The sequence below is a fragment of the Psychromicrobium ferritrahens genome, from assembly GCF_043789415.1.
In the GTDB taxonomy this organism is placed as follows: Bacteria; Actinomycetota; Actinomycetes; order Actinomycetales; family Micrococcaceae; genus Renibacterium.
In genome coordinates this window covers 1,927,432-1,950,233 of the sequence record NZ_JBDLLW010000001.1, presented here as the reverse complement: position 1 = coordinate 1,950,233, position 22,802 = coordinate 1,927,432, and the positions used below count along the sequence as shown (strand labels likewise).

22 protein-coding genes are annotated in these 22,802 nt (G+C 62.8%); 11 read left to right on the top strand and 11 right to left on the bottom strand.

What is annotated here, in order from left to right:
* The first annotated feature begins 6 nt into the window (after window positions 1-6).
* The 3 genes from ABDK06_RS08920 to ABDK06_RS08910 all read left to right on the top strand — a co-directional run bounded on the left by ABDK06_RS08920 (window position 7) and on the right by ABDK06_RS08910 (window position 2,546).
* Window positions 7-585: a GNAT family N-acetyltransferase gene (locus ABDK06_RS08920; protein ID WP_394940609.1), complete on the top strand. Its 579-nt coding sequence runs from the start codon at window positions 7-9 to the stop codon at window positions 583-585.
* The gene (locus ABDK06_RS08915; RefSeq protein ID WP_394940608.1) at window positions 578-982 is read left to right on the top strand and encodes a metallopeptidase family protein; all 405 of its coding nucleotides are present in this window, start codon (window positions 578-580) and stop codon (window positions 980-982) included. The genes ABDK06_RS08920 and ABDK06_RS08915 overlap by 8 nt, the downstream gene beginning before the upstream one ends.
* 175 nt (window positions 983-1,157) lie before the next feature.
* The gene (locus ABDK06_RS08910; protein WP_394940607.1) at window positions 1,158-2,546 is read left to right on the top strand and encodes a C40 family peptidase; all 1,389 of its coding nucleotides are present in this window, start codon (window positions 1,158-1,160) and stop codon (window positions 2,544-2,546) included.
* A 75-nt stretch (window positions 2,547-2,621) separates the two neighbouring features.
* Here ABDK06_RS08910 and ABDK06_RS08905 read toward each other — a convergent pair whose 3' ends face one another.
* Window positions 2,622-3,620: a universal stress protein gene (locus ABDK06_RS08905; RefSeq protein WP_394940606.1), complete on the bottom strand. Its 999-nt coding sequence runs from the start codon at window positions 3,618-3,620 to the stop codon at window positions 2,622-2,624.
* Window positions 3,621-3,731: 111 nt separating this feature from the next.
* Here ABDK06_RS08905 and ABDK06_RS08900 point away from each other — a divergent pair, with 111 nt between their 5' ends.
* From ABDK06_RS08900 to ABDK06_RS08890, 3 genes are read left to right on the top strand one after another with little or no spacing between them, the layout of a single operon-like run.
* On the top strand, window positions 3,732-4,997 hold the full coding sequence (locus tag ABDK06_RS08900; RefSeq protein WP_394940605.1) for an amino acid deaminase/aldolase: 1,266 nt from the start codon (window positions 3,732-3,734) through the stop codon (window positions 4,995-4,997).
* Window positions 4,994-6,331 carry a D-arabinono-1,4-lactone oxidase gene (locus ABDK06_RS08895; protein ID WP_394940604.1) on the top strand — a complete coding sequence of 446 codons (1,338 nt, stop codon included), beginning with the start codon at window positions 4,994-4,996 and terminating at the stop codon, window positions 6,329-6,331. The genes ABDK06_RS08900 and ABDK06_RS08895 overlap by 4 nt, the downstream gene beginning before the upstream one ends.
* Before the next feature lie 53 nt (window positions 6,332-6,384).
* On the top strand, window positions 6,385-6,969 hold the full coding sequence (locus ABDK06_RS08890) for an FAD-dependent monooxygenase (RefSeq protein WP_394940603.1): 585 nt from the start codon (window positions 6,385-6,387) through the stop codon (window positions 6,967-6,969).
* Between the two features lie 49 nt (window positions 6,970-7,018).
* On the opposite strand, the gene ABDK06_RS08885 is transcribed toward ABDK06_RS08890, so the two are convergent.
* On the bottom strand, window positions 7,019-7,603 hold the full coding sequence (locus ABDK06_RS08885; protein WP_394940602.1) for a copper resistance CopC family protein: 585 nt from the start codon (window positions 7,601-7,603) through the stop codon (window positions 7,019-7,021).
* A gap of 147 nt (window positions 7,604-7,750) precedes the next feature.
* On the opposite strand from ABDK06_RS08885, the gene ABDK06_RS08880 reads away from it, so the two are divergent.
* The 3 genes from ABDK06_RS08880 (at window position 7,751) to ABDK06_RS08870 (ending at window position 12,711) form a co-directional block, all read left to right on the top strand.
* Entirely contained in the window at window positions 7,751-9,193 is a 1,443-nt protein-coding gene (locus tag ABDK06_RS08880; RefSeq protein WP_394940601.1) for an NCS2 family permease, read from the top strand.
* A gap of 140 nt (window positions 9,194-9,333) precedes the next feature.
* Complete coding sequence (locus ABDK06_RS08875; protein ID WP_394940600.1) at window positions 9,334-10,638, top strand: hypothetical protein; 1,305 nt, start codon at window positions 9,334-9,336, stop codon at window positions 10,636-10,638.
* Between the two features lie 84 nt (window positions 10,639-10,722).
* The gene (locus tag ABDK06_RS08870; RefSeq protein ID WP_394940599.1) at window positions 10,723-12,711 is read left to right on the top strand and encodes a beta strand repeat-containing protein; all 1,989 of its coding nucleotides are present in this window, start codon (window positions 10,723-10,725) and stop codon (window positions 12,709-12,711) included.
* An 81-nt stretch (window positions 12,712-12,792) separates the two neighbouring features.
* On the opposite strand, the gene ABDK06_RS08865 is transcribed toward ABDK06_RS08870, so the two are convergent.
* Genes ABDK06_RS08865 through ABDK06_RS08855 form a run of 3 tightly spaced genes read right to left on the bottom strand, consistent with a single transcriptional unit; the run spans window position 12,793 to window position 14,620 of the window.
* Complete coding sequence (locus tag ABDK06_RS08865; protein WP_394940598.1) at window positions 12,793-13,596, bottom strand: spermidine synthase; 804 nt, start codon at window positions 13,594-13,596, stop codon at window positions 12,793-12,795.
* A 49-nt stretch (window positions 13,597-13,645) separates the two neighbouring features.
* Window positions 13,646-14,308 (bottom strand): O-methyltransferase, encoded by a 663-nt coding sequence (locus ABDK06_RS08860; RefSeq protein WP_394940597.1) that lies wholly within the window; start codon window positions 14,306-14,308, stop codon window positions 13,646-13,648.
* A 3-nt stretch (window positions 14,309-14,311) separates the two neighbouring features.
* Window positions 14,312-14,620 carry a thiamine-binding protein gene (locus ABDK06_RS08855; RefSeq protein WP_394940596.1) on the bottom strand — a complete coding sequence of 103 codons (309 nt, stop codon included), beginning with the start codon at window positions 14,618-14,620 and terminating at the stop codon, window positions 14,312-14,314.
* Between the two features lie 83 nt (window positions 14,621-14,703).
* Between ABDK06_RS08855 and ABDK06_RS08850 the strand changes: the two genes are divergently transcribed.
* Window positions 14,704-15,354: a TetR/AcrR family transcriptional regulator gene (locus ABDK06_RS08850; RefSeq protein ID WP_394940595.1), complete on the top strand. Its 651-nt coding sequence runs from the start codon at window positions 14,704-14,706 to the stop codon at window positions 15,352-15,354.
* Here the strand turns inward: ABDK06_RS08850 and ABDK06_RS08845 are convergent.
* Window positions 15,336-17,135, bottom strand: coding sequence for a glycoside hydrolase family 15 protein (locus tag ABDK06_RS08845; protein WP_394940594.1), 1,800 nt, complete (start codon window positions 17,133-17,135; stop codon window positions 15,336-15,338). The two genes, ABDK06_RS08850 and ABDK06_RS08845, sit on opposite strands and share 19 nt — an antisense overlap.
* 144 nt (window positions 17,136-17,279) lie before the next feature.
* On the bottom strand, window positions 17,280-18,128 hold the full coding sequence (locus ABDK06_RS08840; protein ID WP_394940593.1) for a glycerophosphodiester phosphodiesterase family protein: 849 nt from the start codon (window positions 18,126-18,128) through the stop codon (window positions 17,280-17,282).
* A gap of 163 nt (window positions 18,129-18,291) precedes the next feature.
* On the opposite strand from ABDK06_RS08840, the gene ABDK06_RS08835 reads away from it, so the two are divergent.
* Window positions 18,292-19,548: a DUF445 domain-containing protein gene (locus ABDK06_RS08835; RefSeq protein WP_394940592.1), complete on the top strand. Its 1,257-nt coding sequence runs from the start codon at window positions 18,292-18,294 to the stop codon at window positions 19,546-19,548.
* A gap of 73 nt (window positions 19,549-19,621) precedes the next feature.
* On the opposite strand, the gene ABDK06_RS08830 is transcribed toward ABDK06_RS08835, so the two are convergent.
* Genes ABDK06_RS08830 through ABDK06_RS08815 form a run of 4 tightly spaced genes read right to left on the bottom strand, consistent with a single transcriptional unit; the run spans window position 19,622 to window position 22,799 of the window.
* On the bottom strand, window positions 19,622-20,494 hold the full coding sequence (locus ABDK06_RS08830; protein WP_394940591.1) for a 5-oxoprolinase subunit C family protein: 873 nt from the start codon (window positions 20,492-20,494) through the stop codon (window positions 19,622-19,624).
* Window positions 20,491-21,189: a 5-oxoprolinase subunit B family protein gene (locus ABDK06_RS08825; RefSeq protein WP_394940590.1), complete on the bottom strand. Its 699-nt coding sequence runs from the start codon at window positions 21,187-21,189 to the stop codon at window positions 20,491-20,493. Before ABDK06_RS08825 ends, ABDK06_RS08830 begins: the two co-directional genes overlap by 4 nt.
* A complete protein-coding gene (locus tag ABDK06_RS08820; protein ID WP_394940589.1) occupies window positions 21,173-21,937 on the bottom strand; it encodes a LamB/YcsF family protein in 765 nt (254 codons plus the stop codon). The genes ABDK06_RS08825 and ABDK06_RS08820 overlap by 17 nt, the downstream gene beginning before the upstream one ends.
* Window positions 21,930-22,799, bottom strand: a complete 870-nt coding sequence (locus ABDK06_RS08815; RefSeq protein WP_394940588.1) for a hypothetical protein — start codon at window positions 22,797-22,799, stop codon at window positions 21,930-21,932. Before ABDK06_RS08815 ends, ABDK06_RS08820 begins: the two co-directional genes overlap by 8 nt.
* Window positions 22,800-22,802 lie beyond the last annotated feature (3 nt).

The following is a 22,802-nucleotide window of genomic DNA, read 5'->3' as shown; positions in this document are numbered from 1 at the left end:
GGAGGAATGCAGAACACCGAGCCGGAGCTTCAGATCAGACCGCCAGTCGCCCGGGAGTATCAGGAGATCTCAGAACTGGTCAGCGAAGCCTTCGGTGAGTCCGGGGACGACGTCGCCGCCTTGGTCGAGAAGCTCCGAGAGCTCTGGACGGCGGAGCGCGGCTTCGAGCTCGTGGCGAGCAGCCTGAACGAAAAGTCACAGCCAAGGGTGCTGGGGCATATCGGTTTCACCCGCGGTTACCTGGACGCACCGGAGAAACTGCACCACGTCTTGGTGCTCAGCCCACTCGCGGTGCGTCCGGATACCCAGGGTAAGAGCATCGGCTCTGCGCTGGTCCGCCGCGGGCTCGAACTGGCCGCTCAGCTCGGCTTCAGCCTGGTTTTCCTTGAAGGGGCTCCCAGCTTTTACCCCCGGCTCGGTTTTGTACCGGGCGCTGAAGCGGGTTTCGTGAAACCTTCCGCACGGATTCCCGATCCGGCGTTCCTGGTCCATCACCTCAGCCCCGAGGCGAAGTCGCTCAGCGGTGCGTTGATTTACCCGGAGGTCTTCTGGGAAACCGATTCAGTGGGCCTGCGCGATGTCTGATCCGCTCGCCGGAATGCCGCATTTCGGCCGCTACGAAATGTCTCTGAGCGACTTTGAGAACGCGGTTGATGACGCCGTAGCCCAGATCCCGCCAGATCTCGCCGCTTCCATCGAGAACGTTGCAATCGTCGTCGAGGAACGCTACCTGCCTCGCCCGGGTGAGGACCCCCATCTGGTGTTGCTGGGGCTCTATCAAGGGGTTCCGCTCACTGAGCGAACGGAATGGTCCTCCATCGGCCACCTGCCTGACAAGATCAGCATCTATCGGCAAGCCATCCTGGATCTCTGCCGCAGCCGTGAGGAGGTGGTGGACCAGGTGCTCATCACGGTGGTGCACGAAATCGCGCACCACTTCGGCATTGACGACCGCACCCTGCACGAACTGGGTTGGGGGTAGAAAATCTGAAAAAAATTTCTGCGACACGCCGTGTCGCTACCGGTAAATGACATCAGTGTTGTTTAAGTTAATGATGTGACTAGTGTTGCCAAAGTGACATTTGACCACGTAACCTCATGATTGCTGTGTGAATGCAGTTGCCTGCGTTCACCCATTAATCGCTAGTGAGGCTTAGATGAGTGCGAATGTGAAACGCTGGATGACCATGTCACTGGCAATCGCGGCGAGTACCGCCCTGATTGCCGGAACGGCTTCGATCCCGGCCAATGCCCAGCCGCTTCCGCTGTCTCCGGTGAATGAGCCGGCTACTCCGGTGATCCCTTCCGTTCAGGATATTGAGGACGCCAAGAAGAATCAGGCCGCTACTAAGGCCGAAGTGAGCAAGATCCAGAGCATTCTGGATGCCGCCAATGACAGCCTGCAGGCTTCCATCGCCGCTTCGATGCGCACCAATGACGCGTATTCCACCGCTCTGGTCAATCTGAAGAATCGTCAGGATGCCGCCGCCGCCGCGGAGGCCAAGGCTACCGCGGCCGCAAAATCAGCCGATAAGGCCAAGCAGCAAATCGGTCAGCTGGCGAGCACGATCTATAAGACCGGCGGAATGAGTCCGAGCGTTCAGTCCTTTATCTCCGCAGGCAGCTCCTCAGATGTGCTCTACCAGGCTTCTACGCTCTCCATGCTGGGCGCCAGCCGCAGCAAAACCTTCGACGAAGCCCAGTCAGCGGCGAGCGCTGAGAAGTCGCTCAAGGATGCGGCTGGTCAAGCTCGCCAGGCAGCCGACGACGCCGCTCAGGAAGCCCAGTCAGCCAAAGCGGCCGCAGACGCCCAAGTCAGTGCTCAGAACGCTTTGATCAGCGATAACCAGAAACAGCGCAGCACCTTGATCGGTCAACTGGCCACGCTGAACAACACCACGACGGCCTTGGAGAACGCCCGGGTGACCGGCCTGGAGCAGCAAAAGGAAGCAGCTCGGTTGGCTGCCATCATCGAGGCCAGCAAGAACCAGCCGCAACCAGCCCCGCCAGTCCGGCCCAACCCGGGGACGAGCAATCCGGGGACAACTGACCCCGCCCCGAGCAACCCCGGTACCGGCAATCCGCCGCCGGTGGTGCAGCCGCCGGTGGTCACACCACCGCCCGTGGTGAAGCCCCCCGTTGTTGTCCCACCGGTCACACCGCCGAGTTCGGGAGTCAACATCGCCGGGATGGTCTCCTTCGCAATGTCCAAAGTCGGCGGCCCCTACGTCTGGGGCGGGACCGGCCCGGTGGGCTACGACTGCTCGGGTTTGATCTGGGCGGCCTTCCAATCGGTGGGCGTGAACCTGCCCCGCGGCGGTTCGGACCAGTTCTGGAACGCGCCGGTCCGGGTACCCCTTTCTCAGTTGCGCTACGGCGACATCTTGGCCTTCAATAACAACGGCGCAGGCTTCTTCACCCACGTTGCCATCTATATCGGCAATGGCCAGGTGGTGCACGCGCTCAACCCGCAGCAGGGCATCCTGGTGACGCCCTTGAGCTGGCTCTCCGGGATGAACTTGTACGGTTACGCCGCTCGGTACTGAAACCAGGTATTTGAAAACGTAGAGAAATGCCGGGTACACGATGAATCGCGTACCCGGCATTTCTGCGCCTGAGACCTAGACCTCTTTGAGCAAAGGCCCGAACTTCTCACGATCGGCTAAGCGTGGGTCGTCCTTCTCCGGAACCACCATCACCGGGCCCTTGGCATGATGTAGCACGGCGTCAGTGGTGGACCCCAGGATCATCCCGGCAAAGCCGCCATGCCCCCGGCTGCCGAGCACCAGCAGTTCGGAGAGCTTGGTTGCTTGAATCAGAATCTCAATCGGTGGCCCGTCCACGACGTCGGCACTGATCGAAAGCTGAGGGAAGTGGCTTCGAATCCAGGCCGCGCCGGCCGCCATCTGCTCCCTCACTTCCTCCAGAATGCCCTGCCTGTCGAGCGGCGCGGGCAGCCAGGTCATGGCCCCGGAATACGGCGGCACCGCACACACCACGCGCAGCGATAAGCCGTTCCGCTGAGCGTGTTCGGCAGCTCTCAGCACCGTGTAGCGAGCCCGCTCGGAACCGTCCACGCCCACGGTGACCACGGATTCCACTAGTGGCTCGTCCTTCGATTTCCCAGCTATCCCAAGTCTTGAGGCACAACTCAGCGGAACCGTCACGGTGGGGCACTTGGCATGACCTGGCAATCCAGAAGAAACCGAGCCGAGCAGACGCCCGACGAAGCCACCGCGACCTCGTGAACCGAAGACCAGCAGTTCAGCGCTCTCCGAAAGTTCAAGCAGCACCCCGGAAGCGTCACCAGCCTCTACCCTGGTGTCATATGTCAGGTCGGGGTACTCGCCCAACTGCTGCGCAGCCTGCTCCAAGACGACTTCCGCACCTTGACGGATCACATTATTGTCGATCGTGGCAAAGCCTCCGTCCAGGCCGGAGGCGGCAAAAATCGGCACCGAGTACGCCGTCACCAAATGCAAGGGCAGTTTTCGGCTTTGGGCTTCCCGCGCGGCCCAGATCAAAGCACAATTGCCATGATCGGATCCATCCACACCTACTACGATGCCGGTCGGCGGCGGAAGCTCACTGCCCTCCGGTGCCTCCTGTGACTCGGTCATGATGCGCCCCTTCATAGAGATCGGCGGACTACTTACTTTTCACTATTCACGCTTCCTCAGAGCACGTCAAGGATGCTTGACAGCCAGCTTAGGTATGGCGAGAGTGTGAAGATGCTCGCACTCGATCAAGCTGCGCTTAAATCAGAAATCAATCAAAGCACCCGGACCGCCGATAGTATCGGTATCTGGCGGCGAGCGGACGCCGCGACGTCCCAGGTGGCCGCTCCACTGGCGGTGCTCGACCGCCAGGCGCTCTCGGTCAATGCGGGAGCCATGCTGCGGCGGGCTCAGGGGAAACCCATCCGAGTGGCGAGCAAGTCGATCCGCTGCCGCGAGGTACTGCGCGCCGTCCTCGCACAACCGGGATACGCCGGCATCTTGGCCTACACCCTGCCGGAAGCACTCTGGCTGGCCGAGGAGTTCGACGACGTCGTCGTCGCCTATCCGAGCGCGGATGCTCCTGCTTTGCTCCAGTTGGTCAGGGACCAGGCAGCACTGAGCCGCATCACCTTGATGGTGGACTCGGCCGAGCAACTCGACTGGATCGATTCGGTTTTGCCTGGCGTTACGCCGGGAAGCGCCGGCCCACTACGTCTCTGCATCGATCTCGATGCCTCCTGGCGGCCCGGCGTGGGGCATCGCGAACTGAGCCATATAGGGGTGCGCCGCTCCCCTATCCGGCAGCCCGCAGAAGCGGTTGAGCTGGCTCAGGAAATCTCCCGGCGTGGGCACCGGCTAGTCGGCATTATGAGCTACGAAGCGCAGATCGCGGGCCTGCAGGACAACCCGGTGAATCGGGCGCGTGCCGTGATCATCCAGCGTTTACAAGCCAGTTCGGCCCAGGAGATTCTGGCTCGGCGGGCCGAAGTCGTCTCTGCCGTGCGCCAGCTTGCAGACTTGGAATTCGTCAACGGCGGTGGCACCGGGAGCCTCGAACTCACCAGTTCGGATGCCTCGGTGACCGAAATAGCCGCCGGCTCTGGACTCTTCGGACCGACCCTCTTCGATCATTACTCTCGTTTCAAGCCCCTTCCAGCGGTTGGCTTCGCGCTGAGCGTGGTGCGCCGTCCCAAGGAGGATATCGTGACAGTACTGGGCGGCGGCTGGATCGCCTCTGGTCCGGCGGGGCCAGACCGGGTGCCGTTGCCGGTGCATCCAGCGGGGCTCTCCCTGCTTGGCAATGAAGGGGCTGGAGAGGTGCAGACCCCGCTCCGCGGGGAGGCCGCGCGTGCCCTGAAGATCGGGCAGAAAGTCTGGTTCCGTCATGCCAAGGCCGGTGAGCTCTGCGAACATGTGAACTCGTTGCAGGTGATTGACAACGGCACGCTCTCCGGTGAAATACCCAGTTATCGAGGCGAAGGGAAGAATTTTCTATGACCGCCCGCGGCTGGCACAACTGGGCCGGTGACCAACGTTGCTCACCGGAGCGCATCGCTTACCCCAGCACGATTCAGGAGATCTCTGAGCTGGTCAGTAGGGCCGCGGAAAGCGGGAGCCGGGTCAAAGCGGTGGGAGCCGGCCACAGCTTCACCGATATCGCGCTGACCTCCGGAACCCTGCTCGAACTCTCCGGCTTGAGTGGTCTGCACAGGGTGGACCGAGTCACCGGACAGGCCACGTTCGCGGCGGGAACGCCCTTGCATCGGATTCCCGCGCTGCTCGCCCCCTATCAACTGGCGTTGACCAATATGGGAGATATCGATCGGCAGAGCATCGCCGGCGCGATCTCCACCGGAACCCACGGAACCGGGTTGAACTATGGTGGGATCGCCACCCAGGTGGTCGCGCTCACCCTGGTGACCGGCACCGGCGAAGTCCTGGAATGTTCCGCCCGGCAGAACCCGGAGTTGTTCAGCGCCGCACGAGTGGGGCTTGGCGCACTGGGCATCATCGTTCAAGTCACCTTGCAATGCGTCCCGGCCTTCCGGCTGCGGGCCGTGGAACGCCCCGAGCCCCTCGAGCAGGTTCTGGCAGAGCTCTCGGAACGAATGACGAACACCGATCACTTCGAGTTTTACTGGTTCCCGCACACCGATCGAGCTCTCACGAAATCGAATACCCGGATACCAGCCACTGAGCAGAACGGCACGGCCGCTGGAGACCGCCCGATCGGCTGGACACAGCATCTGATCGACGAGGTATTGGTGTCCAATAAGGTCTTCGCCGCGATCTGCCGAGGAACCCACGCTTTCCCGCAGAGCATTCCGAGGGTCAATCGACTGGCTTCTCAGCTCACCGGGAATCGTGAATTCACCGATCAGTCCTTCAAGGTCTTCGCCACCGAACGCAGCGTGCGGTTCCGTGAGATGGAATTCGCGGTGCCTTTCGAAGAACTCGCCACCGTGGTGCGAGAGATCCAGGCGATGATCGAACGGCGTCGATTCAGCATTTCCTTCCCGATCGAAGTGCGCTGCGCGGCAGCAGACGACATTCCGCTCTCCACCGCTAACGGCCGACTGAGCGGTTATGTAGCAGTGCATCAGTATTGGCGAACCGAGGCCGCTGAATTCTTCGCAGCGGCTCAGGAAATCTTCGTCGCCCACCGGGGAAGGCCGCACTGGGGCAAATGGCATTTTCTCCAGTCGGAAGAGTTGCGGGAGCTCTATCCAGAGCTGGAGAACTTCTGTAGGCTTCGAGACAGTGCGGACCCGGGGGGAGTCTTCACCAATGAGTATCTGGATCGCGTTTTGCTTTCCCGATCGGCGTCATGACACTCGACCAAGCGGGGCGCTTCAAGGGAAGCGCTCTAAGGAGGCCTACCTCAATGACTCGTGTGATTGATCCAGTCCGTTCCGAACACACCACAACCGTGGTGATCGGCTCAGGACTCTCCGGGCTGGCTGTCGCGAGTGAGCTGAGCCGCCAGGGCATTCAATCCATCGTGGTCGATCAGCTTGAGCTCTTCGGCCCAGCCCCGGTCAGCAGGAATCATGAATTCAGTGAGCCGGGCAGTCTGATCGAACGCGGCGAGATCCTCCGCGTGCTGCGGCACTATGCCTCAAGTCATAGCCTCGACATCAGGACCCGGGCCAAAGCCACCGAACTGAGCATCAGCCCGGCAGAAACCGAGCGCTGGACCATCTGCACGTCAGAAGGCGTCATCTCAGCAGAGAACATCGTGCTGACCCGCTGCGCACAGAGCCAGCTGAGACGTTTCCTCGCTTCGCTGGGAATAGCTATCGGCCGGGACATCATGACGGCGATCAGATCTCTGGGTATCTACCTGGTCGGAGTCGGCGATGCCATTCTGCCGAGCACCAGGGAGATCTTGATGCAGGCTAAAAATGTCAGCCAGGCGATTTGCCAGAACCAGCTCAACGATCAAAGTCGGCGAAGCGTTCTGGCCTGAACACTCAGAGTCCGAACCATCAAAGCCGCTGGCAAAGAGCGTGAGGGGTTCACTGTTCTTTTCTGAGCCTGCGTACGAAAAAGATCAACACCAGCAAAATAGCGACGGCGACCACGGCGACCGTGACCAGCAACCAGGGGAAGCCACCAGCCGCCTCCGAAGTCTGAGCCGCCTCGGGAGTGCTCACCGGGCCGGGAGTGCCGAGTGTGGCTGGCGAAGAGGCCGCTTCACCGACCGTGAAGCCGAAGCTTCCCTCAATGGGATGGCCATCGGAGGAAACCAATCTCCAGTTGACGGTGTAATAACCCGCTGGGGCGCCCGCCTTCAGTTGCTCGCTGGCAACCTTGTCCAAGACTGAGACCTCACCTTGCGCCCAGTCCGTACCGGAGGCGTCCTTCACCTCGATTTTGGAGCCGATCGCTGCCGGGGTGTTATTCAGGCTCAGGCTGATCTGCTGCGGCATCGTTGCCACAGAGGAGCCGTTGGCCGGTGAAGTGCTCTCCACGACGTCGTGCGCGCTCGCGGCCGCGGCGGGCAACAGAACACTCAGCGCTAAGGCAGCCAGCAGGACAAAAGCGGCTCGACCGAAGCGGAGCAGTGGATTCCGGACTGAACGAGATAGCGAAAGACTCATACTTCTACATTGGCATACTTCCGCGCTGGATGTTCTGCCCTGCGGCTTAGCCGACCGATGTCTTAGCCGACCTGCGTCTTAGCTGACCGGTTTCCTGGCGGTGGGTCATCCTCGAATCAGGGCGGTGGTTGACGCTAGGATCATGCCATGGCTCGTTTACCCTCCGCCCTGGACCGTTACTTCAAAGTCTCCGAGCGCGGTTCCACGCTCTCCCGGGAAATCCGTGGCGGCCTCGCTACCTTCTTCGCGATGAGTTACATCGTGGTGCTCAATCCCTTGATCCTCGGCGGCCCGGATTCTACCGGTGGCTTGCTAGGACGAGATCGTGTCGCCGCGGTGACCGCGCTGGTGGCGGGTGTGCTGACCATCCTGATGGGCGCCTGGGCGAAGCACCCCTTCGCGCTCGCCACAGGGCTGGGCGTGAACGCCTTCGTCGCCGTCACCGTCGCCTCGCATCCAGGGCTCAGCTGGGCGGACATGATGGGCCTGATTATGATCTCCGGTGCCACCATGCTGATCCTGGTGCTCACCGGTTTCCGGACGGCGGTCTTCAAAGCTGTTCCCGCCGGGCTGAAGACCGCGATCGTGGTCGGTATCGGACTGTTCATCGCGCTGATCGGGCTGGTGAATGCCGGCTTCGTGCGGCGCATTCCCGACGTCGCCGGAACCACGGTCCCGGTGGGCCTGGGTTTCGACGGCAAGCTGATCGGCTGGCCGACCCTGGTTTTCATCGTCGGCCTGATCCTCACCATCATCCTGGTGATCCGCAAAGTACGCGGCGCGATCCTGATCGGCGTGGTCGCCTCGACGGTGCTCGCCAATGTGCTGGAACTGGTCTTTAAGATCGGTCCGAGCTTCGACGGCAAGACCAGCAATCCGCTGGGCTGGTCTCTGGTGGTCCCGGAGCTCAAGAGCTTCTCGCTGCCCGATCTTTCGCTGATCGGCCAGATCAATATCTTCGGCGCCTTCAGCCATCTGGGCGGCATCGCCGCTGCCCTGCTCGCCTTCTCCATTCTGCTCAGCATCTTCTTCGATGCGATGGGCACCATGGTGGGCCTGGCCAATGAGGCTGGAACCGTCGACAAAAAGGGCGATATCCCTCACGTCAACCGGGTGCTGCTGGTCGATGCCATCGGCGCGGTCGCCGGTGGCGGGGCCTCGGTCTCCTCGAATCAGATCTATGTGGAATCCGGAGCCGGCATCGGTGAGGGAGCCCGTACCGGCATCGCCTCGGTGGTCACCGGCTTCCTCTTCCTGGTCGCGATGTTCTTCACCCCGCTGATCTCCCTGGTGCCCTTCGAAGCGGTGGCTCCCGCGCTCGTCGTGGTGGGCTTCATGATGGTCTCCCAGGTGGGCAAGATCGATTGGTCGGACTGGGGCATCGCGATCCCAGCGTTCCTGACTTTCATTCTGATGCCTTTCACTTACTCCATCGCGAATGGCCTGGGAGCGGGTTTCGTCTCCTACGTCATCATCCGCACCTTCCAGGGCCGGGCGAAGGAGATCCATCCGCTGCTCTGGGTGGTCGCGGCAGCCTTCGTGGTGTTCTTCGGCATCGGTCCGATTCAGCAACTGTTGAATATTCACTAAACCAAAAACCCCTCGAGAACGCTGATAGCCAGGTGGATAAGCCATCCGGTTAGACCTTTGCCATACCCCTAGCGCCCTGAATTCGACGGTCTTACCCTGAAAGAAGTCGAGCTATCTCCAAATGGGGAGGGGTGAGTCGCATGAGTACATCTCCGGTTGATCCGCGAGAGCCCAGCAGGTCAGAGCTGGTGCTTGAGAGCAGCCGGAAGCTGCCGAGAATTCTGCGACTCGCCGCCCTATTGGGGATCGCAGGCTCCGCGACTTTTCTGATCGGCGTTCTCGGTGCTCAGTCGGCCGCTGCCGCCGCCAGCCCTGATGGTTCAACGAACTCAGGTAAGAGTTCGGCAACCTCCGGCAGCGGCTTACTCAGCCCGCTCGGCAATCTGCTGAAGGATACCGCGAATACCGCGAACTCCGCCGTCGGAGATCTGCTGGCAGCAACGCATCCTGCACCGACGACGGCCAAGCCGGCAGCGGCGAAACCCGCGAATCAGTCGGTAACTGGCCTGGTGAGCAACAAGCCGACCGTCAGCGCAATGGCTCAGACGGCCGGGACCGCCGTCAAAGCCGTGGTGAGTTCTCCCGCGGTGCAGCAGTCTCTCCATCAGTTGGCGAACCCCGGTTCTCTCGTGAAGCCCATTCAGCCGGTCACCCAGGCGGTCAATGACGCCGTGGCGCCGGTGCTTCAGCCCATTCTCGGGGCGGCTTCACCGGTCACTCAGGCGATCAAGCCGGTGGTGGCAGCCGCAGCGACCACGACGGTCAGCACGGTGCATCAGGTGATCGACGCAGTGGTTCGACCGCTCGGCGGCCTGCCAGTGGTGGGAAGTACCGTCCCCCCTATCGCCGATGCGGTGGACGGCGTGGTCGATGGGCTGCTGCCCACAGTGACCTCGACGCTGCCGATCACCGGAGGGCTGATTCCTCAGCTTCCCGGGGCGACAGAGCCCGCGCAACCGCCCGCTGGGCCCGTTAACCCTTCGGGCCCGGGATCAGCGGCTGATCCTGGCAGCCCTCCAGGGACTTTTCCCGGCCTGCAGCCCGGTTCTTTGATTTCCACTCATCCGGTGGCAGTGAGAACTGCGGTGAGTAACACGTTGCCAGTTGTTCGATCTACGGCCCTGGCACCGTTGACATCGCTGGCCGCGCTGCTGACCGGGCAATCCTGGTCGGTCAGCAGCAATCCGGCGGGAGCTGCCGCCGTCCCGGGCCAAGGCCCTTCAAATCCGGCAGGTCCGCAAGGTCCCCTGCCCGAGTTGCCTTGGAACACAGCCGCCGGAGCCTCGGTGTCGCCTTCGGGCCAGGGCAGTCCTGCTCACGGGCTGAACGCAATAGTCTCGGCAGGGTTCGACCTGCTGTTCAACGCTTCATCGGACCGTCTGAGCCTGCCAAGCTCTTTCTCCCCGATGAGCCTTTCCTACGATCCCGGATCATCTCCTGACTAATTGGAACGGGTCTGTCCCTGAGCGGATGGGCAGCAGTGCACTTCCAATTATTTGTCCCTTTTCAGCAAGTCAGGAGACTTGATCATGAACACGAATGTACGCAGGGTTCTTTGGGGAACCCTCTTCACCGGGGGAATCATCGTCCTCGGAGCCACCGCGGCTCAAGCCGCGGAACAGCCGAACACCGCCAATGCCCAGGCCACCCCGGCTGCAGCGTCAACGGGAGTTTCTCAGCTGATCGGGGGCCTGCTGGGACAGTCTTCCAGCGGAGCTTCCGGAGCAGTGGCGGGGAATCAGGCAGCCATCAATCTGAAGCTTCCGGTCACCCTTTCCGGTAACGCGATCAGTGTGCTCGGCAATTCACACAGCACGAATTCGACCGCGCAGAACGGAGTGACTCCCTCGCTGACAAGCGGCCAGAGCACCGGCGGTAGCGCTTCACTGCTCGGCGGAAACCAGGGACTGATCAATATCGCGGTTCCCGTCACGGTTTCCGGCAACTCGATCAGCGGCATCGGCAATTCCACCAGCAGCGCTTCGAAGGTCACGGCGTCAGCCGCCCCCGCAACACCGGCAACCACCCAGAACACTAGCGGCAGTACGTCGCTGGGCGGCGGGAACCAAATCCTTGGCACCCCGTCCCTGCCGATCGCGGTCTCGGGTAATGCAGTCAGTGTGGTGGGCAATTCCACCAGCACTGCTGCGAATACCCAGAACGGGGCGACGCCTGCCGCTGCGGCTACCACCAATCAGGGCACTGGTATTCAGGGCACTGGCATTCAGGGCACTGGCGGAGCAGCTTCACTGCTCGGCGGAAATCAAGGACTGCTGAATATCGCGGTTCCGGTGAGCGTTTCCGGCAACTCGATCAGCGGCATCGGCAACTCCACCAGCACCGGAGCAAGCACACAGAACGGCGCTACCGGCACTACCGCAGCACCGACCGCAACGCAGACCACCATCGGCGCTGGCGGACTGCTCGGTGGCAACCAGCTCGGCCTCAACCCGGCACTGCCGGTAGCCGCAGCTGGCAACGCGATCAGCGGCATCGGCAACTCCACCAGCACCGGAGCGAATACCCAGAACGGTAGCGTGGCAGCGGCCCCGGCCAATGGCAATGGCAATGGCCAGAGCAGCAACGGCGCAGGTTCACTGCTTGGCGGAAACCAGGGCTTGCTGGGTGGCGGCGCCCCGGTCACTGTCTCCGGAAACGGCATCAGCGGTATCGGCAACTCCACCAGCACGGGTTCAAAAGTCACCGCACCGGTGATGGCAGCGGCCCCGGCCGGTACCGGACAGAATGGCAATGGCACGGGTTCGCTGGGCGGTGGAAACCAGATCCTCGGCACCCCGTCCCTACCGATTGCGGTAGCCGGCAACGCGGGCAGCGTGATCGGTAACTCCGTCAGCACGGGAGCGACTACCCAGAATGGAACTCCTGCCGCTGCCTCAACCGGCAATGGCCAGAGCAGTAACGGCACCGGTTCACTGATCGGTGGCAACCAGATCGGCCTCAACCCCGCGCTACCGGTAGCCGCAGCTGGCAACGCGATCAGCGGGATCGGCAACTCCACCAGCACTAACGCCACTACCCAGAATGGAGCGGCTTCTGCTGCCTCAACCGGCCCACTGACCACCAGTGGAATCGGTGGGCTGCTCGGTGGAAACCAGCTGGGCTTGAACCCGATGCTGCCGATCACCCTGGCGGGCAACGCGGTGAGCGTCGTGGGCAATTCTGACACCAGCAATTCATCGGTGACGCCAGTAACGCCCGTAACCCCTGTCAACCCAGTTACCCCCGTAACGCCAGTAACCCCAGTAAGCCCGGTCACCCCGGTGACACCGAGTACGCCGGTTGCGCCAGCTACTCCGGGCAACAATGGCACCGAACCGACGACAAGTGGGGCCTCCACCGTTGAGCCATCGGCCACCGTCATCTCGGCTGCCGGATCCCTGGCCTATACCGGAGCCTCGGGAATGGACCTCGGCTGGATCGCCCTCACCGCTCTGCTACTGGGCGCCTTCCTCCTGCTGTTCCTGAACAGCCGCCACAGCAAAGGAGACATCTCATAATCAGCTCAGCGGAACTCCAATGATGGGAGTGAACCCCACAGCCGGGCTTCACTCCCATCACCGCCGACAATCGCTAACTCATCAGTAGCTGGGAAGCTGAGCGTCGCTGAAGGGTTGATGACTTCGAGCGAAAGCCCGGAACTGCGCGTCGTCCCAGAGCGTGGCTGGCATCGCACCAGCCAGCAGGGCCCTGGGCAAGCCCGCCCCGGTGGCCAAGGGCGCATCGCTGCCAGCCATCACAATATTGCCGAACCGCCTACCCTTGAGCATCGGCGGATCCGCGATCAGCGCGGTGTGCGCAAAGCTCGCTGCCAGCGTGGCCGCCTCCCGACGCGCGTTACTGAGCGCCGGAGCGTCTCCGCAGTTGAGCAAGTAGATCCCCTCGGGGCTGAGCACCCGTTTCACCTGCGCAATGAACTCCTGAGTGCATAGCGCGCCCGGTGTGAACCGTCCGGAAAAGACATCGCGGATGACCACATCCCGGCTATCCGGGCTCAACGCGGTGGTCACCTCCCGCGCCTCGCCCACCCTGATCTTCAGCAGCGGCGCCCGCGGCAAGCCGAACCAATCGCGCACATACTCCGCGAGCTGGCCGTCGATCTCCACCACCGTATTACGGGAGTCCGGGTACTTATTGCTCAGGTACCGGGCCACCGAGCAGGCGCCTCCTCCCAGGTGCAGTACGCGCACCCGGTGCGACGTCGGCCAACGATCTTCGATCAGGCTGACCAGCCATTGCATGTACTCGAATTCCAGCCGTGAAGCGTTCGCCAGGTCGATATGCGACGATTGCATGCCGTTGATCTTGAGCAACCAACCATCGGGGTTCCCCGGCTCCGGTTCCAGTTCGGCCAGCCCGGTATCGATCCGGTATTCACCGGCCACCGGTTTCGCCTCGGCGGCTCTCACCCGGCGTGAACCAGTTCTTGAACGCTCATTTCACGACCACCACGGCAAAGCCATCCCAGCCCTTGGAGCTCGCCGTCTGAATCGCAGTGGCTTCGAGTTCCTCAGTGGCGCCCAGGAACTCGAGAGTCTCTCTGATCGCCAGTTCATCTCCGCTTGCCGCCGGGTCCAGGAACTGCCCTTCCCAGATCACGTTGTCGACCACTATCACGGTACCCGGACGGCTGAGCTTCAGGGCTCGTCGCAGATAGTTGACGTTATTGGTCTTGTCAGCATCGATGAACACCAGATCGAATTCGCCCTGCAAAGTCTCTAAGGTCTCCAAAGCTGGGCCGAGCCTGATCTCGACCTTGTGCCCCACCCCGGCTCGATCAATGTTTTCTTGTGCGACGGCGGCGTGCTGGGCGAGGAACTCACAGCTGATCACCCTGCCGTCCTCGGGCAGTCCGCGCGCCAACCAGATCGTTGAATAACCAGCCAAGGTACCGATTTCCAGCACTCTGCGTGCTCCGGAAATCCGGGCCAGCAACATCAGGAACTTGCCCGCCGTCGGCGCTACCTCGATGGGCGGCAGGCCGGCCTGCTGAGCTGTGGAAACAGCTTGAGCGAGCGCCTCATCGGCTTTGATCAGGGTACGGTTCAGGTACTGCTCGACATCCAGCCAGTCCTGCTGGCTTCGGTGTTCAACCATCGCTCAGTCCTGGTCTTCCAGCAACGCCTTCTCGAGGCGTTCCAGTTTCCCGGTCAGCTCTCCGGTGTAACCGGGCCTAATATCCGCCTTGAGCACCAGCGAGACGCGTGAGCCGAAGGCACCGACCGCCTCGGTGGCTCGCTTTACGACGTCGAAAACCTCATCCCACTCCCCCTCGATAGTAGTGAACATCGAGTCCGTCCGATTCGGCAGACCGGATTCGCGCACCACCTTGATCGCGGCCGCCACGGCGTCGTGCACCGAGCCATCCGGGCCGGAAGAATTGGGAGAGACAGAAAAGGCTACGAGCATGATTCATCCTGACATGTTCCGGGCACAAAAAACATCCCGTGCAGAAGCGATACCGCTGCGGCGCTGATTGCTAAGCTGACAGCATGTCGGAGGCTTCACCGGAGCGGCCACGTCGTGCAGACGCCACCCGCAATATCGACTCATTGATTTCCGCTGCGCAATCCTGCTTCCGACACTACGGCCCGGATATCTCACTGCAGACCATCGCCTCCGCGGCAGGAGTGGGGGTCGCCACTCTTTTCAGGAACTTCACCGATAAAGACGTTTTGATCAGCGCGGTGCTGAGCCGCCAGGTGGAACTGCGAGTCAAGCCTTTGCTTCGCCGAGCCCTGAACGACAGCAATCCGGGCCGCGGGCTGATCTACGTCAGTTACGGCATCCTGGGGATCGCCAGCCGCGAAGCCAATATGATGACAGCGATCCGCAGCAGGCAAGACACCCTTGCAGGAATGGCGATTCCGGTGGTTGATTCGCTCTTCGAGCTGCTGCGCAAGGCGCAGGCTCAGGGCAGCGTGCGGCCAGATCTGGGGCTAGAGGATGAGCAGTCCATTCTTTCGATGCTGCTCGGTGCGGTGGAGACCACTCCGAGCGGCACGCCCGCCTGGAAGCGGTTCGCCGAGCTGCTCGGCGATGCCATCTTCATCCCGGTTCAGCAGCGGGCACTGCATCACGAGCCGCAGATGACCCGGAACCCTGAAGTCTGGGGGCCGGAGTCTCAGGCCCGAGTGCGCTGAGCGGCGGTTTGCAGAGCGTCTGCCGCCCCCACCAGAGCCAAATGAGAGAAGGCCTGTGGGTAGTTACCCACCATGCGACCCAGCTGAATCGAATACTCCTCACTCAGCAGGCCCAGCTCGTTCCCCAGCCCGACCAGACGATCCATCAGGGCAGTGGCCTCCGTGAACCGCCCACTATGCGCGTACTGCCCCACCAACCAGAATGAGCAGGCCAGGAAGGGATGCTCCCCGGGTTCCAGTCCGTCCAGCCCGGTTTCGGTGCGATAGCGCAGAAGCAGACCGTCCGCATCGATGAGTTCCCGCTCGATCCGGGCCACCGTGCCGAGCATCTTCTCGTCCGAGTAAGGGATGAAGCCAACTTGCGGCAGCACCAGAAGCGAGGCGTCGGTGGTGTGCCCGCCGTAGGTCTGGGTAAAGGAACTGAGCTCCTGATTGAAGCCCTGGCTGAGCACTTCCTCGCGTAGTTGATCCCGCAAGCGTTCCCAGAGTTCCACCGGGCCGTCCAGGCCGTGTTCACGGACCGCGCGCACCCCGGCGTCGAACGCCGCCCACATCATCACCCGGGAATGCGTGAAGTACTGCGGCTCACCGCGCATCTCCCAGAGCCCCTGATCCTTCTCCGCCACGTGCCGCTCAGCGAAACCCAGCAGGGAGCGTTGCAGGGGCCAGGAGAAATGATCTTCGGCTCCGCCGATCTTCCGCAGTTTCTCCAGCGCCACCATCACCTCCCCCACCACATCGGCCTGATACTGGTGCACCGCACCATTGCCGATTCGCACCGGCGTCGAATGCTCATAGCCGGGCAGGTGGGGAAGCTCTTCCTCCTGAAGCCCTCGCTCACCGCCCAGACCGTACATGATCTGCAGATCCTCGGGGTCCCCGGCCACCGCGCGGAGCAGCCAGTTCCGCCAGGTCAGAGCCTCTTGGGCGTAGCCGTGGGTCAGCATAGCTTCCAGGGTGAGGGCCGCATCGCGCAGCCAGCAGAACCGGTAATCCCAGTTCCTCGCCCCGCCGAAGTCCTCAGGAAGTGACGTGGTGGGCGCCGCCACGATTCCTCCGGTGTCCTCGTGGCTGAGCGCCCGGAGCACCAGCAAGGAGCGTTTGACCTGCTCAGCGTACTTCCCGTCCTGCGAGCAATCAGCGGCCCAGTCCTGCCAGTAGTCCACGGTGTCCTTGAGCACGGCGTCGACGTCGAGCGCCGCTGGAATCGGCCGGTGCGAGGGGTACCAGAGCAGCTCAAAGTCGAGGGTCTGGCCAGCTTCTACAGTGAATTCACCGTGGTGCCGATGATCAGTGGAGTGCGGAATATGCGGGCCGCGCAGCGCCAGCGCATCCGGACCGGCGATCGCCAGCAGCGCCGTCGCACCGTCGGCGTCCTTGACCCTGGAGACCCAGGGCAGCACCCGGGCGTAGTCGAAGCGCATCCTGAGCACCTGGTGCATCTGCACCGTGCCTTCCAGGCCCTCGATCCTTCGCACAATAGAGGCCCGCCGGTCACCGACCGGCATGAAGTCCGTTACTCGCACCGCACCGGTTTCGGTTGACCAATCGGTCTGCAGCACGAAGGTGCTGTCCAGATAACGGCGCTCTACTACCGTGGCGTGCTCCGTTGCCGGAGCCAGCAACCAGTGTCCGTGTTCCTCGGTGCCCAGGAGGGCTCCGAAGATCGAGGGCGAATCGAATCTCGGGAAGCACAACCAATCAATGCTTCCGGTTCGGGAAACCAAGGGACCGGTGTGCAGATCCGAGAGGAGGGCGTAGTCTTCGATGCGCGATGCCATTCACACACTTAATCACGTGCTACCCCTGGGGCACCTCATTTTCCGTGCTTTGAGTGCGCTGTGCCTTCATTCAGCGATGGGCGGTTCCGCTTGAGCCATCGGGGCATCAAGTCGCTGTGCTGGGTTATCGCTCAAAGTTATCGCTCAAAGCAGTGCGCGAACTTCAGCGGGCTTATTGGTGGTGATCTCCTGCACTCCCGAGTCGAGGCAGAAACGGACATCCTCGGGCTCATCCACCGTCCAGACCCGGAAGGTGCGGCCGGCGTCGAACCAGCGTTGAATTTGCTCCGGCATGGCCCGAAGATACTCAAGCCCCGGGCCCGCGATTCCCGCTTCACCGTCGTCCAGCAAGCGCAGCCCTTTAGCCAGCGAGGCCCGGATCGCGCTGGCCGCGGCCGTTGCGGCAACCGGGCCAAGACCAAGTTCCTTCGCCACCTCGTCGACCTTGACTTCGGCGACCAGCTGGCACAGATGCCGGGCAGGAACCGTCTGGCTCAAATACTCAATGGCGTCCGGATCGAAGCTCATAAAGGAGATACTCAAAGAGCCGAGGCGTGAACTCTGCGGCAACCAGCCGCGACTGAGCAGAAGCTCGAGGGTAGCCTCCTCAAGCCGGTCACCGAAAGGGTTGGGGTGCTTGAACTCAATAGCCAGTCCGAGTGGCCGCTCCGCGGCGAGCAGCAGGTCCAGCAACTCGTCCAAAGTGAGGAACTGCTGAGAAACCGAGCCGAACTCGTCCGGCACATCCACTCCTTTCCAGGAGCTGAAATCCAGGGTCCGCAGCTCCGCCAGAGTTTTATCGGCTACCGCCCCGCTGCCATCCGAGGTGCGATCCACCGTGGAATCATGCAGCAGTACGACCCGCTGGTCGGCTGTGAGATGCACATCGCATTCCACCCCATCCGCGAGTTCCGCCATGGCTTGCAGATAGGCAGCCCGGGTGTGTTCGGCGTAGCGAGCGCTGGAACCGCGATGAGCATAGATAAGCGTCATACTCCCAGCCTATTCCTTCCCAGCTATCCCAGTGAGTGTTACCAGAGTTAACAATGTTGCGATGAACTCAGCACAGCTGCATCATCAGCAACATCCATTGGGACGGCTGGTTGAGGGAGGTGGGGGTTGGGGCGGGGGCTTGGCGGCACACTAGGCTTGCGTCATGGAATCGGAGTCGGAACTGGACACAGAAAAGCTCAGGGCACTGCGCAGAATGAAAACACTCGCGCTGAGCCTGCTGATCGTGGCAGCCGTGGTGTTCGCCGTCTCCTTCTGGCTGCAGCGCCAGTACCCTTGGCTGGAATATGTCCGGGCGAGCGCGGAAGGGGCGATGGTCGGCGCGCTGGCCGACTGGTTCGCGGTGACCGCGCTATTCCGCTACCCGCTGGGTCTGCGGATTCCACACACCGCGATCATCCCGACCCGGAAGGATGCCATCGGCGCCAGCTTGGGTGAATTCGTGGAGAGCAACTTCCTCTCAGAAGACGTGGTGCGGGAAAAGCTGGGCAGCCTGAACGTCGCCGAGCGGCTAGGCAACTGGCTGGCCCGCGAAGAATCGGCTGATCGGCTCGCCACCGAGGGGGCTGCCGCGATCAAAGGGCTGCTGGAAGTGCTCAAGGACGACGACGTCCGCGAGGTCATCGAGTCAATGGTCCGGCAATACCTGCTCAGCCCGCCCTGGGGTCCGCCGCTAGGGCGGCTCGCCGGCCAGGTCTTTGCGGACGGCCATCACCGCAAGTTGGTGGACCTGCTGGTGGACCGCGCGGTCGAGTGGGTGGAAAACAACCCCTCGGCGGTTTCCAGGATCGTCTCGGAACGCTCCCCTTCCTGGCTTCCCGGTTTCGTCGACGATCTGGTGGCAGATCGGGTCTATGCCGAGGTGCGCAAGTTCGTGCTGGCGGTGCAGACCGACCAAGATCATCAGGTGCGCCGAGCCCTGGACGAATACCTGATGAAACTCGCTGACGATTTGCAGCACGATCCGGCGATGATCCAGCGGGCGGAAGAGGTCAAGGCCCAGCTGCTCGATTCGCCGCGAATCCGCGAACTGGCGGGGCAGACCTGGCAGACCTTGAAGGCCGCGCTGCTCGAGGCAGTCGAGGATCCGCAATCCGCGCTGCGGCTGAAGTTCGTCTCAATGGTGCGAGATTTCGGCACCCGGCTGGCTAGCGATGAAGAACTGGGCGGTAAAGTCAACGGCTGGATCACCGAGGTGGCAGCCTATGCGGTGCGCAACTACCGGCACGACATCGCCTCGATCATCACCGACACAGTGGAGCGCTGGGATGCCCAGGAGGCCTCCCGGAAGATCGAGCTCCAGGTGGGCAGGGACCTGCAGTACATCAGGATCAATGGCACCGTAGTGGGTGCCTTGGCGGGGTTGGCGATTTACGCCGTCGCCACCCTGGCCTTCGGCTAGCCAACTGCGCCCACCGCGGGTTGCCCGATATCTGGGCTACCGCGAACCGAAGCAGCGATTCAGCGCACAGAACTCAGCCCTGGAGAAAGTTCAACCGCTGACCGGGCTGGGCTTGGCCAAGCAGGTCGAGATCGGCACCTCGGACGACGGCGATCACCGGGTAGCCGCCGGTCACCGGGTGGTCGGCCAGAAAGATCATCGGCAGCCCCGAGGGTGGCACCTGAAGCGCCCCGCTGACCATACCTTCACTGAGCAGTTGTTCGGTACGGGCGAATTCCAGCGGCCTACCCATGAGCCGGGCAGCGATCCGATTGCTCTCTGCCGAGATCGACCACGGCTGCGCGAGCAGAGCCGCCCAAGCTCCGGGCGCGAACCAATCCAGCCGTGGACCCGGCGTCAACCTGAGTGAGATGGATCGTTCACCCCGGGGTGGATCCCGCAGGACCTGCGCACGCTGCGGCGAATTTCCAGACCCCTCAGAGAAGGCAAGCCGGCCGAAACTGAGCAACTGGCCCGCGCTGAGCGGCGGCGGGCCCATTCCGGCCAGCACATCCCGCGAACGGGAACCAGCGAGCTCTTCGGTGGCCACTCCCCCGGCGACCGCCAAATAGAACCGAAGCCCCGCACTGGCTGTGCCGATGCTCACCCGAGAACCGGCCGCGACAGCATGTGCCACATGCTGTTGCACGAGTTCACCGTCAATCCGCAGCTCACCGCGTGCCCCGGTGACCGAAACCATAGCGGGCTCGAGAAAGCGCAGGGAGAAACCACCGAGCAGGATTTCGAGCGCTGCTGAGGACGCCGGGTTCCCCACGAGGGCGTTGGCGGCTCGCAAGGCGGTCCGATCCAGCGCCCCGCCCGGCCCCAGACCCAAGCCGGAAGCGCCGGGGCGGCCCAGGTCCTGAACCAAGGCGAGCGGTCCCGGCTCGATAACCCGCGCCGTCATAGTGCCGTGAAGCGAACCCGGGTACCGGGCACGATCAATGCGGGCGAGTTCGACGTGCCCGGGCGTTCGTCGCGCGAGCGCGCTGAGCCGGAAAGTCCGGCGCTCGCTTGACCGGCGTCCCACAGCTGGGCGGAGGTATGCCCAATCAGTTGCCAGCCCGCCGGTGAGCTGCTCGGGTAGATCGCGCTGAATTCGCCCGCGAGCGCCACCGAGCCCGCCGGGACCGAGGTGCGCGGGGTGTTCCGCCGTGGCACCCGGAGCTTCTCGTGCGAGGTCACCAGATAGGCGAAGCCCGGGGCGAAACCGGTGAAAGCAGCTGTCCACTCCGAGCCGGTGTGCAACTCCACCAGCTCGTCCTCGGAGATCGCGAGGTACTGGGCGACCTCGGCAAGATCGGGCCCGTCGTAGCAGACCTCGATGGTCACCAGCGGCCCCTCCGAGACAGCTCGCTCGATGGGCCGCGCCGCCAAGAGCCAGGTTCTGACCGCCTCCATCCGGAGCCGCTCCGGGTCGAAGGTCACCAGGATGGTGCGCGCTGCGGGTACCACGTCCAGAACGCCTTCCGGAACCGGGGAAAGCGCCCGATAGAGCGCCAGCACCTGGTTCAGCGTCGGCAGTTCGGCGAGGATCGCACTATCTCCGCAGGGCAGCAATACCGGGGACGCCGCGGAATCCGATTCAGGCAAAGCGCTCAATCCGGACCCCCGCTCCGCTCAAGACCTCGCGCACCGCGCTCGCCATCGCGACCGCACCCGGGGTGTCCCCGTGCACGCACAGTGAATCTGGGCGCAGCGAGATCACTGAGCCACCCTCGGCGGTGACCGTGCCTTCGAGCGCCATCTGCAGCGCCCGTTCGGCAACCGATTCGACGTCGTGAAGCAGCGCTCCAGCGGCTCCGCGTGGCATCAGGGTGCCGTCGGCGAGATAGCCGCGGTCAACGAACGCCTCACGGAAAAACGGCACCTCCAGTTCCTGGCACACCGACTCAATGACCGAACCTGGCATGCCCAGCATCGGCAGCCCGGCACGGAAATCCCGTACCGCGGCGGCGACTGCCTTGGCCTGCTGCCGATCAACGGCGATCCGGTTGTAAAGCGCTCCATGCGGTTTCACATAACTCAACGCGGCACCCACGGTACGCAGCATGCCGTCGATCGCGGAGAGCTGGTAAAGCACATCCCCATAGAGCTCATCCGAACTCAGATCGAGGAACCTCCGCCCGAAACCGGCCAAGTCCCGGTACCCCGGATGCGCCCCGACCGCCACCCGGTTCTCGACTGCGGTTTTCGCGGTTCGCAAGATGGTGAGCGGATCACCGGCGTGGAAGCCACAGGCCAGGTTGGCGCTGCTGACCAGGGAGAGCAGCGCTTCGTCGTCGCCCAGCGACCAGGATCCGAAGGATTCCCCGAGGTCGCTGTTCAGATCGATCCTCAGTTCAGTCATGCTGCGACTTCCGGGGTCCGGGCAATCTGGAGCCGATGGCCTTCAGCGGCCTCCGCCATTCAAGAGCGTGCGACGTCGGGGCGCCGTCGATCATCTTGACCGGCGGCAGCGCCAACTCACCACGAAAATCCAGCGGCGGTGGCCCGAAGGCGATCTTGGTGGCCTTCACCACGGAGCGGCCCATCATCAGATTCCCGGCACCGCCGATCACCGCACCGATGCCGAAAGGCACCAAACGGCCCATCATCGCTCCGCCCTGACTGAGCATTAACCGCCGGATGAACATCTTCTGCACCCGCGATCCAATGGCTTTCACCGCGGTACTGGGAAGCCCCTTGCCGAGCGCGGTACCCCAAGCGTTCAGCGGAGTACCGCCCCTGCCCAGGGCATGACCGGCGAAGGCCTGCATGAGTGAGGTGCCTTCCTCTCCCAACATAATCGCCATCACGGCGGTTTGCGCGCGTTCCGGATCGTCGAGATGGACTCCATGGAGTTCAGCGATGGACAGCGCATAGAGCGCCGAGGCTTCGAGGAACATCAAGGTGGCTCCCGCGGAGATCCCCAGCGAGGCCAAGGTGCCGATCCCGGGAATGATCGCGGTGGCGCCGATGGCCGCACCCGAGCCGGTCACGGTATTAATAAATTCGCGGTCCAGCTTCAAGGCCAGCTCGCCCGGAGTAGCCTGCGGCAGTTTGCGCCGCAATCGCCGCAGATTCGCCTGGGCCAGGGGCCGCTGACTCTCCACAGCACGGCTCAGGGCTTGCTGTAAGGCGGGTTTGGGCTGCCCTTCCGGGGTGAAGGCAGCCCCCGCGGCGATCTTCATCGCTCGATTGGGTTTCTGCCTGGCTGGTGTCTTTGCCATGCT